The following is an 18,037-nucleotide window of genomic DNA, read 5'->3' on the forward strand; positions in this document are numbered from 1 at the left end:
ACCCCCGACCTTGGCCGAGGGTTTGCAAAGACAATATTGCTTAATAGCGGTTATTGTTACGGGGAGAGTAAGAAGACTGGCGGCTTTCGCGAGGTTCAGCTACTTTCACTACGATTGTTCTGCCATCCAATTGAGTGTTATTGAGGGCATTGATAGCGTTTTGACCATCTTGGTCGTCCATCATTTCAACAAAACCGAAGCCTTTTGAAGTACCGGTGAATTTGTCGATGATGATTTTAACAGATTTTACTTCACCATAAGATTCAAACAAGGAGCGAAGGTCGCTTTCTTGGGTCTCATAATTCAGTCTTGCTACGAAAATGTTCATTGTAATATAAAATTAAGAAATAAAACACTGCTGAGGATTTTGTGAGAAAACAGGAAGAAGTAGCAGAAAACGGAAATTACTAAAAGACCTAAAATCTTGCTATTCAGCTATTTGTGAACAAAACACTCAATCAACACAGTAAAACTAAAGATAAAATTCAGGGTTTGCAAATTTTAGTACAATTATTTTGGGCTGTTTACGCTAAACCCTGTATTGTTGTGGTAAGTTTGGCGATAGGTTTGTATAGCTTCTTCGAAAAGCCGCCGGCCTTTGTCAGAAAGCAGTGGGCGATAGCAGTTGTAGAAAAGCTGTAGATAATATTCAACACGTTCATTTTCAGAACCTTGATGGAAAATCTCCGCATCAGCAATCCAAGAATGCAAAATGATTTGGAGGTTATGAATCGTAAAATCGTATTGCCCTGAATATTGTTCTGGTGTAAGATAACCCTCCCGAATCAAGAAGTCGGCAATTTTGCGCATCATCTCCCTTCGTTTGTTGAACTGCATCTGTGCGTGTTCCTTAATTTCACTAAAATGACGCGCTACTTTGGTGATGCCCAAGTAGATAAACTTGTATTTGTAGAGTATTTCGAATATCTGCCGAAGGCTGGCCATCATAAAGGCTACGCCAAAAATTTGTTTTTCGACATAGCCAAACTGTTCATCTAGCTCTGTTTGCATATTGAGATACAGCTGACGGATGATGTCATCTTTTTTAGGAAAATGATAAGTTAGGTTACCATAGCTGATACCCATAGCTTCACTAATGTCGCGACCCGAAATGGCCGTAATGCCGTGTGTATTGAAAAGCTCTAGAGCCGTGGACAAGATTTTATCGCGTGTTTTCATAATGGGGTGAGTTGCAAAAATTAGTCCTCTGTGCCTAAAATTAGAAAATTATTTTTATTTTTGACTCAAGACCTGTGTGATTTTTGGCGCAAAAGCCCAAAAGTGCCGTGTCAGTATGGGTACGAAGCCTTATCAATAAACGCCAAACACAAAAACACCTGTGAAGGTGTTTGTATAACATCGACTCAGTAATGCATCAATACATTCAATACACATATCTAACCGTACTATCTTATGGACGCATATTATTTCAATGAAGAGCACCGCCTGTTTAGAGAGGGCGTGCGTCAGTTTTTGGCCAAGGAGGTCATCCCACACGTAGACCAGTGGGAGAAGGATGGGCGTGTGCCCAAGGAGCTGTGGCTCAAATTTGGTGAAATGGGCTATCTGGGGCTGAATTTCCCAGAGGAGTATGGCGGCATGGATGCCGATTTTTGGTATTCTGTAGTATTTCTGGAAGAGCTGGCGCGGTGTTTCTCAGGCGGCCTCGCAATTATCCCTACCGCACATCAGTATATGGCCTTGCCCTATATTGCCAAGGTAGGCAGCGAATTCCTGAAAGACAAGTACCTGCGCAAGGGCATCAGTGGCGAGTGGCTCAGTTCGATAGCCATTACGGAGCCATCGGCAGGCTCAGATGCAGCGGCCATCAAAACTACTGCCCGCCGCGAAGGTGATTATTATATCGTCAATGGCTCTAAAACCTTTATTACCAATGGAGTATATGGCGACTTTCTGATAACGGTAGTCAAAACCAACCCCGCAGCCGGCAGCGCAGGGGTGAGCCTACTGGTGATTGACCGCCACGCCGAGGGGGTATCGGCCAATAAACTTAATAAGCTTGGCTGGCATGCATCGGACACAGCAGAGTTGTTTTTTGAAAATGTAAAAGTGCCGGTCGAAAACCTCATCGGAGAGGAGGGCAAGGGTTTTTATTATCTAATGGGTGGTCTTCAGTTGGAGCGCCTTGCAGGTGCGGTGGCAGCTACAGCAGCCTCAGATTTCGCCCTGAAATATGCCCTAGAATATATGGGACAGCGGGAGGCATTTGGCCGTACTATTAATAAGTTTCAGGCGCTACGCCACCGTGTGGCCGATATGGCTGCCGAGATTGAAAGCACCAAATACTTTGTATACCACGCCTGTCGGATGCACAGCGACGGGCATTATGCCGTCAAGGAGGCTTCGATGGCCAAATTGTTGGCTACCGAGCTATCGGACAAGACGATGTACAAGGCCTTACAGTTTTTTGGTGGTTATGGGTTTATTGAGGATTACAAAATTGCGCGAATGTTCCGTGATAGCCGTGTGGGCACTATTGGCGGGGGAAGTTCCGAAATTATGCGGGAGATTATCGCCAAGATGGTCATCGACGATGTCCAGTACGATAGCGCTATTGGCAAGCCTAAGGCCGACAAGCCTGTATATACGGCGGCGCAAATCATGGAAGGTCTGCCCAAACGTTTCAAATCTGAAAAGGCCGCACAGTATGAGGGCGTTTTTCATTTCGACCTCCAAGGCGAGGGCGGCGGGCAGTTTACGGTAGTGCTCAGCAAGGGTGATTGCCGGGTAGAAAGTGGTCTCCACGGCAGCCCCAACTGTGTGCTCCAAACCGAGGCCGGGGTGTATGTAGCCGTAGAAACCGGACAGATAAACGCGCAAGAGGCGTTTATGAGTGGCAAAATTAAGGCTTCCAACCCGATGGAAATGATGACTTTTGGAGGGCTGTTCAAAAAACTATAGGCCGCAAACAGGGTGAGGTAGGAGAGCGTCAATGAAGCACTATGGCTCGCCTGCTTCGCCTTTAGCGCAAAAATCGGCATTTATTCTGGGCGGGCAAAAAGGTCTCTATCCGCAGGAAAATCCCTGATAGTTTGAAGCCCCCTCCGCATGATGCCTTGCAAGTCATACACAAAGAATGGCCCCCGCCAAGGGCCTGTGTTGGTGATGATAGCCCAACTGATACCATTGGGCAGACGACAAACGACGGCAGAAGTGCTGGCTAGACTTCCGGTGCGCACCCACTGTTCGGGGGCACATTGTTTCCAGCCAAGATAAATCCGCTGGGTAGTATCGCGTGGCGTTACCATCCGCTCAATAGAGGCTGGAGAAAGAATCTTGGTTCTTGGGTTTTGAGGGTCTATGGCCGCTACTAGGCGCAGCAGGTCTGCCGGTGTAGTTACCCACCCACCAGCAGGCAGAAGCGCCTCCATGTAGGTTCCTTCATACACCCGAGAGGCCGAGTCACCGGTGCCATAAACCGATAGACGCTTAGGAGCGCCTACTTGTTCGTAATAGTAGGTTTCGAGCGGGTGGAGTTGCTCGGCGCGTGTTTTGCCGGCGTGTGTTTGAGCAGCGCCAATAGGTTTGAGCACTGCTTTTTGTACAAAATCATCGTAAGACATTCCACTGACTTTGGCCACTATTTCGCCCAAAAGCGAGTACCCAAAGTTGGAGTAATCATAAAAAGCACCGGGAGCGGCAACGAGTTTCTCACCCAACATGAAGCATATAGTCGTCTCGAAATCTGCCGGAGGCGGTACTCCCATTGCCTGGGCTACTTCGAGGTTTTTGAACATAGGGTCGGAGCGAAAGCGGTTGCGCCAGCCACCAGTGTGCTCCAACAGGTGTACGACCTCCAAGTCATAGATACGCTCATCGGCAATGGCTGTTTGGTATTTGAGGTCATTTAGGATTCCGTCTTTCCCAAAAACCTTGGTATCGAGTGTGATTTGCTGCTGTTCTACTAGTTTCATCACGGCTACTGCTGTGATGAGCTTGGATACACTGGCCACCCTGAGGCGGTGGTATGGCTCCATCGCCAGCTTTGCGAGACTATCAGCATAGCCAAAGCCTTGGGCATAAACCAAGCGCCCGTCTTTCATTACGGCGACCGAAAGACCAGCGAGCTGATTTTGTTGGGTAAATTGCGCCAACATCCGCGTCATTTGTTTGAATTCGGGATGTGCGCCCTGTGTATTGTGTAAGAGGGTATGTTTGAGGATAATGCCCAAGTGCTCAGGAGCATTTTCAGCTATTTGATATTGTGGAGGGCGCTCCGCCGAAGCCCCTGTTTGGCAAGACCAACAGCTTAGACACAACAAAAGCACGAAAAGTAAGGGTAAACGAGGCATAAATCTGGGGAGATAGTGCACGCAAAGCTAAGAAAAAATGTGCTAAGTATATCGGAGCATGGGTTTTTGGCAGGACTTGCTGCCCGCAAACTACTGATATCACTTAGGGTGCTTCGAGGATGGGTGTATAATTAAGGCACTCAAAAACCGATGCACTCGATTGCTGTGGAATATTTTACTGCCGAAGCCCCAGCCAAGACACAAGAATATCATACCACTGGATATTTTCTGATTTGGCTTTGATTCAATAAGCCGCTTAACCACATAGGGGCTTTCGAAAAATTTGCAAAGCCCTCAACATTTGCGCTCCATCGCGCTTAAGTGTATGTCGAGAGCTTGGAGGGCAGGAGCACAACAACGACGAAAACCAAAAATATCCAGTAGCGAGCAAGATTTTCGTATCTTTGTTGGATAAGCGATTATTCCTGATTCATACTCCTGACCAATGAGCACACTCAAACAAACCGTTCATACACTAGCCCGCCAACTCCGCGACACCTTAATACAAGACCGCCGCCACCTCCACGCCCACCCAGAGCTGTCTTTTGAAGAGCACGAAACGATGCGCTTTGTGGCTGAGCGCCTACAAGCCGCCGGTATCGAAGCGCACGCAGGCATAGCAGACACTGGCTTGGTAGCCTATATCAAAGGGCGTAACCCCGAGAGCCGTACGGTAGCCCTACGCGCCGATATGGATGCGCTGCCGATAGTAGAGCAGAATGATGTCCCCTACAAGTCTACCCACGAAGGGGTGATGCACGCCTGTGGCCACGACGTACATACGGCCTCGCTCTTGGGTGCAGCGCGTATCCTGAACCAAGTAAAAAATGAGTTTGAGGGAACAGTCAAGCTTATTTTCCAACCCGGAGAAGAAAAGTTTCCCGGAGGAGCCTCGCTGATGATTAAAGAAGGGGTACTGCAGGCCCAACACCAAACCCCCGCACCACATAGCATCGTAGGCCAACACGTCATGCCGCTGATTCCGGTAGGAAAGGTAGGCTTCAGAGAGGGGATGTATATGGCCAGCACGGACGAGATTTACCTGACTGTGCGCGGCAAAGGAGGCCACGGAGCTATGCCCGAAATGTGTATAGACCCAGTCCTGATTACAGCACACCTCATCACCGCCCTACAGCAAATTATCAGTCGCAATAGCAACCCTAAAATGCCCTCTGTATTGAGCTTCGGTAAGGTCATTGCCCAAGGAGCCACCAATGTCATCCCCAATGAGGTACACATCGAGGGCACTTTCCGTACCTATGACGAGACTTGGCGCTATGAAGCACACCGACGTATCCGACAGATGGTCGAGGGCATCGCTGCGTCGATGGGGGGGGAAGCACTGCTTGACATCAAGGTGGGCTATCCACATCTCAAAAACCATCCTGAGCTGACACGCCGCGCCCGTGCTGCTGCTGTTGGGTATCTGGGAGAAGAAAACGTCGTAGACCTCGACCTATGGTTGGCAGGAGAAGACTTCGCGTATTATTCTCAGCAAGTTGACGCTTGTTTTTACCGTCTTGGCACCCGTAACGAGGCCAAGGGCATTGTCTCTTCCGTACACACCCCCACCTTTGATATTGATGAGGACGCACTCGAAATCGGTGCCGGCCTGATGGCTTGGATTGCCCTCGAAGAGCTACGGCAAAGCCAATGTTAAACTTTTGTTATGTAGACTTTATATTAGTTTCAAGCTTTATCAAAGCCATAGGGAGCAGTCATAATTAACGTATTTTTGCGGCTTAGTTTGTTGGATAAACCCTATGGAAAGCCCCTTAAAGACATCAGTAACTAACACAAAACCAAGCTTTTTGTCTGTTTCTCAAACAAGACAATACGGATGGTCGGTTTTGTGCTTTGCTTTGCTGTTGTTAACATTCTTGACAGCCCTGCAAGTGATGATTGCCGCCTTCAAAATCTTAGGGAGAGATACCCTAGAGCAGGTCGTTATCGCCACATATAACCCCTTCGTAGGCTTATTCATAGGGCTTCTGGCCACAGCAGTAGTACAAAGCAGCTCTACTGTTACAACTACTGTTGTGGTGTTGGTTGCTTCGGGAACGGTTGCGCTCGAAAATGCGGTTTTTATGGTGATGGGAGCCAATATTGGCACTACCGTAACGAGCACAATGGTAGCTATGGGGCACGTAACCCGCAAGAAAGAGTTTCGAAAGGCTATTGCTGCGGCCACGTTACACGACTTCTTCAACATCTTCACGACACTCATCCTGCTTCCGTTGGAGTATTACTTTAGACTACTTTCGCGCCTAGCCACCTTTATCACCGCACAAATCACCTTCAACCCTACACAAAGTGCTTATATCAATCCCATACATACCTTCATTACGGGGGGGACTGATTGGCTGGTACATCAAATGTCGGGGTATGTCGGGCTGGTGTTGTTTTTGGCTTTTGTCCTTATCTTTACTTCATTGCGTTTGATAGGCTGGCTCTTTAAGCGGATGCTTGATGTAAAAAATAGTGCCTTCCTGAGCGACCGAATGTTTGCCACACCTGCGCACGCTCTCGGGTTTGGAGCGCTGATTACGGCGGTGTTTCAGTCTAGCTCCTTAACTTCTTCTCTGATAGTCCCTCTGGTAGCCCACAACCGATTGCCGCTGCGGAAGGCTTTCCCATTCATCATGGGGGTCAATGTTGGCACGACCATTACAGCCCTGATTGCCGCCACTTCGGCTTTTTCAGAAGCCTTTAGCATCGCCCTGACACACTTGCTCTTCAACCTTATTGGAGTGCTAATCTTATTTCCCATTCCGGCCATTCGCAACTTACCCATCCGCCTAGCAAGAGAGCTGGGAAAAGCCACCTTGCGCAGCCGGTTTGTAGGCTTCAGCTATATTCTAGCCCTGTTTTTCTTACTTCCCTTCTTGTTGATTGCCTTCAACAAAAATAACATCACTGTCAAAGAACACATCTATACCGAAGATAGCCATCAATTGGCACAGCTCAGCAGCGCAGTACAGTTTATCTATCCTAAGGCGATGCTGGAAGCGCAAAAACTGCTCTACCGCCAACAGATTTACGTCCCCAAGGAGTGGGCTTTGGACAATACGCTGTTCCAAGATGTGCTCTACAGTCACCGCGAATCAGACACACTGTATATCAATAATATCCCCTTGTACCTTACACAAGACGGCTCCTGTATGGGATATGAAGACACACAGCGCCAGTATGAGTATTGTGTAGAAAGTGTACAATACAACTTTGTGCTCCGTCCGGATTTGAAGTTTGATACTTGCTTTATTGTCCGACGAAGGATGTTGGAAGCACCTTACCATACCCAGCGTATTTTTATAGCCCCAACCCAACGCTGGATTTTACGATGGGAACTCTATAACCGTGACGAACGCCTGCTGGGATTCAAGGAATTAGCCACTATCCGATAGCCTAGGCCTGTATCAGGAAATAGCACGAACGCGCCACACAGTCTTACTGTGATTGGAAACAGCCCACCCTCCTCCAAAAAACATACCCCTGTAGTCAATGACCACAGGGGATGCGTCTTAAACGTCAATAATAAACAACACTGTTGAGAAGGCTATTTTGGTAAATAGCTATAGATTCGTAGAATTTTTTTGAGATTTTGGTTAGATTCGAATATTCATATATTTCAAATAACCAAATATATACTATGCTCTTACATAAAAACCATACTTATCACGCATTGTTGCTGCTCTTTGCCTGCTTCTTAGGCAGCAGTGCTTGGGCACAAGCCAGCTTTGACCCACGCATCCCCGACGGAATTGTCAAACCTAAGTCCTACCGCATCAGCCTCCAAGGTAAGGGCAATACCTTTACCGTACCCGAAGGGCGCAACTTATACATCACACGGCTTACGGTATCTCCTTCATCTGTGATGAGCGATACCGGATTTCTGACCATCGATGGGATGCCCGTGATGAGCTTCAACAAAGGCCTAGACCTCTGTGGTATTGGCCTAGACTAATACCTCGCCACGCCGTTATTGGTGGGCGAAGGTAGCAAATTGGCCGTTGAGGGGCACGGAGAGCTACACCTACAGGTCTTGACGGTAGAGGCCAAGGTGCCAGTGGTGATTTTCAAGGCCAATGAGCCTATGAAAATCCCCGAAGGCAAGACTTTTGTCTTGATGCATACCATTCGTGAGCGTACTTGTGATGTGGCCTACAAAGGTACATTTACCTTTGGGGAGATTGATGCGCTGCATTTTCCGGAGTTTTTTGATGACCTCAGCGAGATTAAGACAGAGGCCGACAATCGCATCCGTTTGGGCTATCTATATTGATTGCCCTGTATGTATACCCAATCAGAACCAGTTTGGGAGATATATACGCACGGAAAATACTGGAGAATCAAGAAAATCAAATCTTGTGCATCTTGGTGTATTTTTCCTAAAAACCCTTGCCAGCTGACCCAGCCGCAAGGGTTTTTGACGGTATATATATATGGCAAAGCAACGCTTTGATTTGGTTTAGCAAAGGTACACAAGCTTGATATATCGAACAAATTGATAATACAAATAGAAATATAATCAAAAACTATCATCACAAATAAATAGCCCCCTCTTCGGGGTCGCCATATATTTCGGCCAAACCTTGCTGATAATGGTATGCACCAAGCCAGGCCAAGAGCGCATCGACCTCATGCCAAGTACTGGGCAAATTTCCCCAGTGGAGCTCAGGATAAAGGGCTTGAATCGCTTTCAGTACATCAGCCATACTGTCTAGTGATTTTTTGTAGCCCAAAGGTTTGAGCCCAAGGCGCTCGGCTTGCGCGCCCGGGTATGTTTCAATCAGAGGGCATACTTCGCCCAAAGCATAGCGCAAGCGGATAGCCCGAGCTGTAAGACCACCCAGAAACATAGGCGACATAGCTTGTAAGGCCTTATCACCCACACGGTAAAAGAAATCAGCTGTAGCATCTGCTTCACCAAGGCGCTGATACACCTTTGGCAAAGACAAGGGCGCATCAATAAAAACAAGCGCCGGTTGTAAGTAATGTAGTCTATCCAGAAGCCACTGGTCTGCATCTTTTTTGGCGGCAACAAGCTCCCAGCAACATTGCCCGTCGGGCAAACGATAGAACAAGGCCGTGGTTCCGGCTAGCTTTGCGCCATAATCCACACCTACCAAAAGCGCGTCGGGTGAAAGCTCAGTGGGGAGGGGTCGCATCTGCGAGAGGGTTATTTTATTTTTTTGGGAAAATAGCGCCTCGGAAACTCAAAAAAGACTTGATTGGCGGCCTGTTGGTCGTTGAGCGCTGCCCAATGTTCTTGTTGAAAATCAAGCCTTACCAAGCCTGTTGTGGGGATATTGGGCAGCGGCGTACTGCTCCAATAATTGTGCAGTTGGGTCAACTCGGGGTTGTGTCCTATGATAAGAGCCTCACTCCATTCATCAGGAAAACTACTAACGAGCTGTATTTGGTCTTCGAGAGTCCCATAGTAGAGGCTGTCGTTGTAGTGAATTCGTGTTTTATCTAACTGCAATACATTGACAAAACTTAGCGCGGTAAGTCGGGTGCGTTCAGCCGGGCTTACTATCATCGCATCCAGTTGGGGGTGTCGTTGTAGCAGTATTTGCGCCATAAAAGGCGCATCGCGTTTACCCCGCTCATTAAGCGGGCGGTAGAAGTCATCCAGAGAACTGTCTTTCCAACTCGATTTGGCGTGTCTCAAAAGATAAAGTGTCTTCATAGAACCTGTGCTGGCCTATCAGCAAAAAGTAAGCGCATCAAAGCAGGGGCTGATAAGTACCAATTAGTGTGTGGGGCTAATGATTGAACGCAAAGATACAACTTATACCAAGATTCACTTGATTTGAGAATTTACAGGATTTGATTTTCTTGACGCGCAAAGATTTTCAGCATATACATCGTCCAATCACGCCACTAGACATTTTTCAAATCCCATAGTTAAAACTATGGGCTAAGTCTTGTTTTGGGGGTAAAATAAGGCCTCAGTCGGAGCTGGAGCTCCGAGCTACTTTTCCAAAAATGTCCAATGATGTGTCGTCCAAACCAATTTGATGGCTATATCTCGGTTTTCTGATAATCCTTGGGTGAAAATATCGCCGAATGTATGCACCCGGCACAATGGCCTAGAGCTTGGCCTTGGTAGGCGGCTTGACCATAAAGTCTTTGAGATAATAAGGCTCAAAGTAGGCCAAGTCTTCCCATTGTTGGTCTTGGTAGGCGGCAGCGGCAAGTGTACCCATAGCCGCCGCATTGGGGTAGAGCTGGGGGAGAAACACCGCATTGGGTTGCGCTGTCTTGAGTGGGGCAAACTTAGCCGCACCATTGCCGCCAAAGTAGATGGGTGCTTGCGCCAGATACTCGTCAAACGTATCAGGCTCCAGAATGAGGGCTTGGGTAGGGCTTACTACCGTGTGGTCTTTGGCGTAGAGCGCACAATAGACCTCCATTCGGCGGGCATCAATCATAGGGCAAGCATAGGGCGCTTGTGGGTTTTGAATAAAAATTTGTTCTGCCATGGCCTGTAATGTATCCACAGCTACCAACGGGATATCTAGCCCGAAGGCCAAGCCCTTGGCCGTAGCCACTCCGATGCGCAGGCCGGTATAAGAACCGGGTCCTTTGGAAACAGCTACAGCCGCCAAGTCTTGGAGGGTATAGTCATTGTGTAGCAATAAACCCTCTATCATCAGGGTCAGCTGTGAGGAGTGCGATTGCTGCCGATGTAGCTCTGTAGCAGCCAAGAGTTGTGTGTCTTGGTGTAGGGCTACGGAACACACATGGGTAGCAGTTTCGATACTAAGAATAAGTGCCACAGGCAAAAGGGTAAGGGTACAACAAAGGCCGAGTCCTTCGGTCTATTGGGCGCAAATCCTTAGCGATAGGTTTCCAAACACTATCGCTAAGGAGCTGGCAACTAAGCATAACGCTCAAATTACAGAAGAGCCAAGGGCGCAAAAATACGCAACTATCGGTTCTTGCCCAATATTTTGTTGTATTCTGAGCTATTGTTGAGTACTTCTAGCGAGCGCTGTATGTCAGGGTCATTTTTGAAGAGGTACTCACGCTGGCCTTTTTGGTAATAATAACGTGCCACGATTTCGTACTCCAAGTGGTACTTGATTTCGTCTTTGAAGGTCATTAGGTCAGCCTCTTTGTTGTGCGAAATTTGAGCTTTCAGTTGTTTTAGCTGCTCCTTGATTCCTTGGTAATAGGCCTCCTCTTTGGCGCTGGTTTCGAGCTTGACAAACTGTTTTTCCACATCTGTAGTGTAGTCATAGTCTTTGTCTTTGAGCCACTGTACAAATGCTTGATATTCGGCATCGCTAAGCTTGAAATTATCAGCACTACTGATTTTAGGATTTTTGCTCGCAAAGAGAGTGGCATAATCAAAAATCAAGTCCTTGTCAAGCAAGCTTTGTGTAATGGGTTTAGGGTTGCTGTTGTCTACGTTGATGTCAGGAGCGAGGCCATTACCATCATACACCACCCGACCGTTTTTGGTTTTGTAGGCCATACGCAAGGAGTCGGCCAGCTTGCTGGCTTGGCCGTTTTCGTCGCGGGCGCTATAGTCTATAGCCTGAATACAGCGCCCACTAGGGATGTAGTATTTGGCGGTGGTGATTTTGACCTGAGCGTTATAAGACACTGGGCGAGTGGTTTGTACCAGGCCTTTACCAAAGGTATTGCGCCCTACAAGCACGCCTCGGTCGTAATCTTGGATAACACCCGAAACGATTTCGGAGGCCGAAGCGCTGCGCTCATTAATCAACACTACCAAGGGCATTTGAGTGTCAATAGGCGAGGCATTGGCATAGTAGGTTTTGTTCCAATCTTCGATTTTGCTTTTGGTAATGACGACTTCGCCCCCTTTGGGTACAAACAAGTTGGAGATATCCACGGCCTCATTGAGTAAGCCCCCCGGGTTGCCACGCAGATCCAGAATCATCTTGGTGGCTCCTTTTTCTTTGAGTTCGTTGAAGGCGCGGGCTACTTCGCGAGAAGCTCCGCTGGTAAAATCTGTTAATTGGATATAGCCCACCTGCGCATTGATCATTCCATAATAAGGCACATTGTTGATTTTGATGTTTTCGCGATTGAGCGTAATATCAAGGGGTTGTGCTTGGCCAATACGTTTGACACGAAGCTTGAGCGATGACTTGGCTTGTCCTTTGAGTAACTTGCTGATTTCGGCAGAGTTGGTTTTGTTGGTAATGGCCACTCCATCTATCTCGATGATTTCGTCGCCAATACGCAGCCCGCTTTCGTAGGCAGGGTATCCTTCATAAGGCATCAGGATCAACGTACGCCCGTTGCGTGTGCCTACCATCGCCCCTATACCGCCATATTCGCCGGTAGTCATTGTTTGATAGTCTTCTATTTCGTCTTCGGAAATGTAATTGGTATAAGGGTCAAGCGATTTGAGCATCGCATCAATACCTGTTTTCATCAGCTGGTTGGGATTCAGCTCATCAACATAGTAGGTGTTTATTTCGCGGAAAAGCGTGGTGAAAATATCTAGGTTTTTAGCTATCTCAAAATACTTGTCCTTGGCTGCGCTGCGCTCGCGAGCAGCGTCTTCGGGAGAATAAACGGACTGGGCAACGGCGCTGGTAAGCCAGAAAAGCCCAACGAAGAGCAGGGTAACAAAACGATATTGCTTCATAAGACAGAAATTTGGTATAGTGAAAATGGCTCGTACAAACAAGAGGGCTGGTTGGTATAATCTAGGCTAGGGGCTGTTTGCCGAGAGATATTTTCAATATAACGATTTTTTAACACACAACGTTGGTCTTGTAAAGATATTTATGCGGGGGCTTTTTTGTGCAAAGCTGACAAATGTCATCAAATATTGACAATAGAGGCGCTACCTTTATTGTCGAAACCTAACTCTTCTGCTTATGAATACCAAAGAAGCAACCAAATTGTATGTGTTTATTGGGCTGATTATTTTGATGTTCTTGTCGGGCTTGTTGATGACAGGACTGATGATTGTCGGAGCCAATGCCTTGGGCGAAGTAATGCTATATGCCTCTATTGTTATTTCGCTGGTGTTTGTGGCCGCTGCAGGGTTTTTCAGTAGTGAGTCTAAACAAAGCCACTAAGGCCTCATAAATCCATACAAAACGCTTATTATGGTCATTGCCTCCCGCGCTATTTCAGGCGTAGGGAGGTTTTTGCGTATCTGAGCGGCGGGAATATCGTACAGTATTTGTATAGGGGTGATTTTTTAGTTTTGGCTAAAAAACAGTACTTTTGATTTTCAAAAAAGAACAACACTTAGCCTGCATTACGTATGACCCTACATCCCAACGACCCCTCTCTACGCTCTTGGGTAGCAGTAGCCCCAGAGAGTGATTTCCCAATACAAAACCTTCCCTTTGGCATTTTTTCACCTCCGGGAGGGGCTGCGCCTCGCGCCGGAGTAGCTATTGGCAATCAGGTACTAGACCTGAGCGTGTTGGTGGAGTATGGCCTGATGGAAAGCCTCAACCTCCCCGACCCCAGTGTGTTTCACGAATATGTACTCAATGATTTTATTGCCTTGGGCAAGCCCTATTGGCAAGCAGTGAGGGCGCGGCTCTCTGAGCTATTGCGCGAAGACCATCCCGAGCTTCGCGACAATGCGGTGCTACGCCAAGCCGCGCTCTATCCTATGGACAAGGTAGAGATGCACTTGCCGGTACGTGTGGGCGACTACACCGATTTTTATTCCAGCATCGAACACGCCACCAATGTAGGGAAAATGTTTAGGCCTGATGGCGACCCGCTGTTGCCCAATTGGCGACACCTGCCTGTAGGCTATCACGGGCGTGCTTCGTCTATCATCCCTTCGGGCATTCCGCTACACCGACCTAAGGGCCAAACGCGACCCAATGAACAAGAGCCGCCTGTTTTTGGCCCTTCTAAGAGAGTGGATTTTGAGCTGGAGATTGCTTTTATCACCGGCGGGCCTACTGCCCTAGGAGATACTGTCAGCACAGCCCAAGCCGATGATTTGGTCTTTGGCTTTGTGCTCTTCAACGACTGGTCTGCCCGCGACCTCCAAAAGTGGGAATATGTGCCTCTAGGGCCTTTTTTGGGTAAAAACTTCGGTTCTTCTGTCTCCCCTTGGATTGTTACGCTCGATGCGCTGGAGCCTTTCAGAGTGGCTGGCCCTACCCAAGAGCCGGTAGTATTGCCCTATCTGCAATACCAAGGCAAGAACAACTTCGACATCGCGCTTGAGGTAGATATCAAGCCACAAGAAGAAGCCCCTACTACTATCTGCCGTTCCAATTACAAGTATATGTATTGGAACTATGCCCAACAACTGGCACACCATACCGTCAATGGCTGTAACATCAACCCTGGCGATATGTATGCCTCAGGCACAATCAGCGGCCCTGACAAAGGAAGTTATGGCAGTATGTTGGAATTGAGTTGGGGTGGTAAAGAGCCTATTCCCTTGGCAAATGGCAAAACCCGGACGTTTGTAGAAGATTACGACACAGTCATCATTAGAGGCTTCGCTCAAAACGCACAAGTGCGTATTGGCTTTGGAGAAGTAAGTTGCCAAATTCTACCAGCAAAATAAGGCTCTTATATCGGGTTGGTTTTAGGATTGCAGACACTAATGCCCTTCATACGCCACTGGACATTTTTCAAACCCCATAGTTAAAACTATGGGTTAAGTCTCATTTTGGGAGTGAAATAAGACTTAGTCACAGTTTTAACTGTAGTGTAGGATTTGAAAGATGTCTCTCTTCATCGACATCAAAACATTGTTTTTTTCGATTGTTGCGTTCAAATGCTTAAAAAAGGCCGGGAATTTCGGCTGAGATGAAATAATGTATTTTATTTGATTTTTTAATCTTTTTAACGTTTGGCAAGGCCTTTATGTGTTGAATCAAGGCTTTTTCAGAGAGCTTGGTGTTTATTTTCTCTCGTATTTGCTTGGGCGTTAGGGCTTGATTTTGGAGCAAAATCGCTATTTGTTGCGCTATGTCCTCTGCTGTCTCATTATTGGCAGGGGCCTGCTTGTCTGTAGGATTTGACACGATGGGATAACCCTCAAAATCAACGGCTTTAGCTCCTTTATCAATCAGGAGTTGGTTGGCGTTTTGTTCCCCTTCTTGGGGCTGTCGCACGCATACACAACGGTTTTTTTTGAGGCCGTCCAATGCCCCCGTCCACGTGCCGCCGCTATCAGCAGACTGAGCTACATAAATTTCGCTTGCCAAGGCATAAATAATAGGGTTGCGCGCCATTGCCAAGCCCGTAGCCCAGACAGCCTTGGGTGGGAAAATGCTCAGTACCAAAGCGTCGCCGGCGGTGATGGCCTGATAGTATTTCTTGATACCGGAGCCAAACGTCATAATCCCTTGCGGCAACACAATGATACTTTGACCCCTGTATTTCAAGGCGCTGTCTAGGGCTTGTTTGTCTACTCCTCTGGCAAAGCCACTCACCACTACTTGGTATTGTTCGGAGGCTTTCTTGGCGATATTGTCTGTAAACTGTAAGGATACTTCGTCGGCATTGCGGCTACCGACGATGGCAATGCTGTTTTCCTGCATTATCTGTTTGTTGCCCTTGACATACAAAACAGTTGGAGCTTTCACTTTGAGGTTGTTTTTCAGGGTTGGGGAGTACTCAGGACTGCTAATCGGAACAAGCTCAAAGCCCTGCGAGAGCAGGTCTTCTGCCAAAAAAGCAGTGTTTGGCAGCTCGGTTTTGGCTTGTATCAAGTCTTGGACTTGAGCCTCTGATAGTTCAAAGTCAGTTTGCCAAGCTTCTTGGGCCTCAAAAAAATCTGCCAAGCCCATTTGTTTTTCGTGAATGATTTTGACAACCAACCGGTTGATTTTCTCTGCCCCCCAACGGGGCAAATGCGCTAAAGCAATCCAGTAAGTTGTTTCACATTGTGAGGTCATACGTGGTATTGTTTGATGATATCCAAAATTTCTTGCCCATACTCCTTACTTCCCAATAGGTCGAAGACTGTCTGCCGCCATTATCTTGTGCAGGCTCAATATATCACTTTTTATCACGTCTATCAAACGGGCATATTTTTGAGCATCAGGCCGTGCTTATTCGATAAAGGACAAGGTTTTGTCTGCTTCAGGATTATAAAACAAGACAATGTAAGCTGGTTTACCAGCACGTCCGGCGCGGCCTATCTCTTGGTAATAATGAATAGCCGATTCGGGTATTTGTGTGTGTGTACTACGAAGCGCACATCCGGCTTGTCGATTCCCATTTCGAGAGCGTTGGTACTGACAACACACTTCTTGTAGTTGTTGTTCATCAGGTTTTGCTCGATGAAGGCCTTGGTAGCAGGATCTATACTAGCGTTGTAGCAGGCTGCCACGATGCCTGTGGGCTCAAACCATCGTGCATACAATGTTGTATTGACCCTAGTTCCGGCGTATACTAGACCTTTGCCGTCTATCTTGGGTAGATTTTGTGCCAGCCAAACCATTTTTTCATCTTCTGAGCCTACTGCTATGACAAACAAGTGGAGGTTAGGGCGGAGCAAATTGCCCCGGATGGTGTGGATATTTATACAATGGGCTTCATCTACTACGACCATCGCAATCTTGAGGGCGGAGTCGCGGATAGCCGAGCTATTGGGGTGGACAAAATAACAAGCAGACACAGAGTTAGGAAAGCTCTCAGTCTTTTTTGAGGTTTGAAGTCAGGCCAGAAGAAGCACTAACAGATATTAGATGTTTGTCTTAGGGTTTGAATGGATGTTTAGCTCGTGGTTATTATAAGACACCGTGAGACTATGATCATCTCAAAACTATGGCTTACTACGCACAATGACGAAGAGATAACCGACAAATGTGCTGAAAAGGTGTTTTTTTGTTTTGTTTCGAAATTTGGATACCAAAGCACAAGGTTTTTCGTGATTTGAGCATCAGCAAGACCGCCTTTTTCCAAATTACAATGAAGTAGCAAACATACCCAATCAGTTGATTGAACCAGTGGGACAAGTCTGGCAAATTTATTAGCAAATTCTATACGCTTTATACTTACATAGTGGTTATTTGTCATCAAATAGTTGATCAAATCCCAAAAAATACCGAACAAACATCCAGCCAACAGAACTGCTACTAGGTGGGGGCATACCATCAAAAAACCCACCAACAGGAGCTGTTGTGGGCTTTTGGCAAACCTTGGAAGAGGGGGTAGATATATCGTAAAAGAAATCGATTACAACATCTTCAACACCATCACTACTAGGATATAAAACCAAGAAAAAATACCTCGTCGGATAGAAGAACCATAGTCCATTTGCTTAAAAGCCCACCACGCACCCAAGAAGGGCAACACAGCAAAGAGGCCATAGCCGATAAACTGGATGATTGTCCAAGTACGGTTTACCGAAAAGGCACTGAATCCTAAGGATCCAAAAAGAACCAGAGAACCAATGACAAAGGCCGTAGAATTGAACATCAACATTCGACGGGCTTGAGCGTGTTTTGCTAAACTCATATCTATTGTGGGTTAAAGAGGTTTCACCATTGAGGAATATTATTGAGCAAAGCGCTCAACATAGCTTTACCCTTTATTCGTGTTTCAAATTAAAAAGGTTTCGTCAAAGCAGCAAAAACTCCGCTTACTTTTTTAGAAAACAGAATTTTTTGAGGGATAATTTGCACAAGTCCCGTTTTTTATCGTTTTTTTGCGTACCTTTGTTCACTTAAACCACAGCAATGTATCAACCATTGATGATTTCTGTATTAACCACCTCTTGGCCTTAACAG

The 18,037-nt window shown here is 47.0% G+C and carries 17 protein-coding genes; 7 read left to right on the forward strand and 10 right to left on the reverse strand.

The annotated features are described in order from the left end of the window. Positions 1–40: 40 nt before the first annotated feature. Positions 41–328: an RNA recognition motif domain-containing protein gene (locus G499_RS0112420; protein ID WP_027000215.1), complete on the reverse strand. Its 288-nt coding sequence runs from the start codon at positions 326–328 to the stop codon at positions 41–43. Positions 329–510: 182 nt separating this feature from the next. Beyond that, positions 511–1,179: a TetR/AcrR family transcriptional regulator gene (locus tag G499_RS21215; protein WP_027000216.1), complete on the reverse strand. Its 669-nt coding sequence runs from the start codon at positions 1,177–1,179 to the stop codon at positions 511–513. 234 nt (positions 1,180–1,413) lie between these two features. On the opposite strand from G499_RS21215, the gene G499_RS19895 reads away from it, so the two are divergent. After that, positions 1,414–2,922, forward strand: coding sequence for an acyl-CoA dehydrogenase family protein (locus G499_RS19895; RefSeq protein WP_051296219.1), 1,509 nt, complete (start codon positions 1,414–1,416; stop codon positions 2,920–2,922). 80 nt (positions 2,923–3,002) lie between these two features. Here G499_RS19895 and G499_RS19900 read toward each other — a convergent pair whose 3' ends face one another. Continuing rightward, on the reverse strand, positions 3,003–4,313 hold the full coding sequence (locus tag G499_RS19900; protein ID WP_051296220.1) for a serine hydrolase domain-containing protein: 1,311 nt from the start codon (positions 4,311–4,313) through the stop codon (positions 3,003–3,005). A 445-nt stretch (positions 4,314–4,758) separates the two neighbouring features. Here G499_RS19900 and G499_RS0112445 point away from each other — a divergent pair, with 445 nt between their 5' ends. From G499_RS0112445 to G499_RS0112460, 4 genes are all read left to right on the forward strand, one after another. Beyond that, positions 4,759–5,973 (forward strand): M20 metallopeptidase family protein, encoded by a 1,215-nt coding sequence (locus G499_RS0112445; protein WP_027000217.1) that lies wholly within the window; start codon positions 4,759–4,761, stop codon positions 5,971–5,973. A gap of 151 nt (positions 5,974–6,124) precedes the next feature. After that, positions 6,125–7,717: a Na/Pi symporter gene (locus tag G499_RS19905; protein WP_161627743.1), complete on the forward strand. Its 1,593-nt coding sequence runs from the start codon at positions 6,125–6,127 to the stop codon at positions 7,715–7,717. Between the two features lie 245 nt (positions 7,718–7,962). Then, on the forward strand, positions 7,963–8,277 hold the full coding sequence (locus G499_RS0112455; protein WP_027000218.1) for a hypothetical protein: 315 nt from the start codon (positions 7,963–7,965) through the stop codon (positions 8,275–8,277). Between the two features lie 21 nt (positions 8,278–8,298). Next, entirely contained in the window at positions 8,299–8,595 is a 297-nt protein-coding gene (locus tag G499_RS0112460) for a hypothetical protein (RefSeq protein ID WP_154658434.1), read from the forward strand. A 259-nt stretch (positions 8,596–8,854) separates the two neighbouring features. Here the strand turns inward: G499_RS0112460 and G499_RS0112470 are convergent, their stop codons facing one another. The 4 genes from G499_RS0112470 to G499_RS19910 all read right to left on the reverse strand — a co-directional run bounded on the left by G499_RS0112470 (position 8,855) and on the right by G499_RS19910 (position 12,948). After that, positions 8,855–9,481, reverse strand: a complete 627-nt coding sequence (locus tag G499_RS0112470; RefSeq protein ID WP_027000221.1) for a DUF429 domain-containing protein — start codon at positions 9,479–9,481, stop codon at positions 8,855–8,857. 11 nt (positions 9,482–9,492) lie between these two features. Next, the gene (locus G499_RS0112475; RefSeq protein WP_027000222.1) at positions 9,493–10,005 is read right to left on the reverse strand and encodes a SixA phosphatase family protein; all 513 of its coding nucleotides are present in this window, start codon (positions 10,003–10,005) and stop codon (positions 9,493–9,495) included. Positions 10,006–10,408: 403 nt separating this feature from the next. Continuing rightward, on the reverse strand, positions 10,409–11,098 hold the full coding sequence (tsaB, locus tag G499_RS0112480; protein ID WP_027000223.1) for a tRNA (adenosine(37)-N6)-threonylcarbamoyltransferase complex dimerization subunit type 1 TsaB: 690 nt from the start codon (positions 11,096–11,098) through the stop codon (positions 10,409–10,411). Positions 11,099–11,250: 152 nt separating this feature from the next. Beyond that, on the reverse strand, positions 11,251–12,948 hold the full coding sequence (locus G499_RS19910) for a S41 family peptidase (RefSeq protein ID WP_035727353.1): 1,698 nt from the start codon (positions 12,946–12,948) through the stop codon (positions 11,251–11,253). A 235-nt stretch (positions 12,949–13,183) separates the two neighbouring features. On the opposite strand from G499_RS19910, the gene G499_RS0112490 reads away from it, so the two are divergent. Both G499_RS0112490 and fahA read left to right on the forward strand, forming a co-directional pair. After that, a complete protein-coding gene (locus tag G499_RS0112490) occupies positions 13,184–13,387 on the forward strand; it encodes a hypothetical protein (protein ID WP_027000224.1) in 204 nt (67 codons plus the stop codon). 191 nt (positions 13,388–13,578) lie between these two features. Next, complete coding sequence (gene fahA / locus G499_RS0112495) at positions 13,579–14,859, forward strand: fumarylacetoacetase (protein ID WP_027000225.1); 1,281 nt, start codon at positions 13,579–13,581, stop codon at positions 14,857–14,859. 217 nt (positions 14,860–15,076) lie between these two features. Here fahA and G499_RS19915 read toward each other — a convergent pair whose 3' ends face one another. The 3 genes from G499_RS19915 to G499_RS0112515 all read right to left on the reverse strand — a co-directional run bounded on the left by G499_RS19915 (position 15,077) and on the right by G499_RS0112515 (position 17,765). Next, positions 15,077–16,198, reverse strand: coding sequence for a DNA-processing protein DprA (locus G499_RS19915; RefSeq protein ID WP_051296223.1), 1,122 nt, complete (start codon positions 16,196–16,198; stop codon positions 15,077–15,079). A gap of 242 nt (positions 16,199–16,440) precedes the next feature. After that, positions 16,441–16,923: a helicase-related protein gene (locus tag G499_RS0112505; RefSeq protein ID WP_027000226.1), complete on the reverse strand. Its 483-nt coding sequence runs from the start codon at positions 16,921–16,923 to the stop codon at positions 16,441–16,443. A gap of 560 nt (positions 16,924–17,483) precedes the next feature. Next, complete coding sequence (locus G499_RS0112515) at positions 17,484–17,765, reverse strand: hypothetical protein (RefSeq protein ID WP_154658435.1); 282 nt, start codon at positions 17,763–17,765, stop codon at positions 17,484–17,486. Between the last annotated feature and the right edge of the window lie 272 nt (positions 17,766–18,037).

The sequence above is a fragment of the Eisenibacter elegans DSM 3317 genome, assembly GCF_000430505.1.
Lineage (GTDB): Bacteria > Bacteroidota > Bacteroidia > Cytophagales > Microscillaceae > Eisenibacter > Eisenibacter elegans.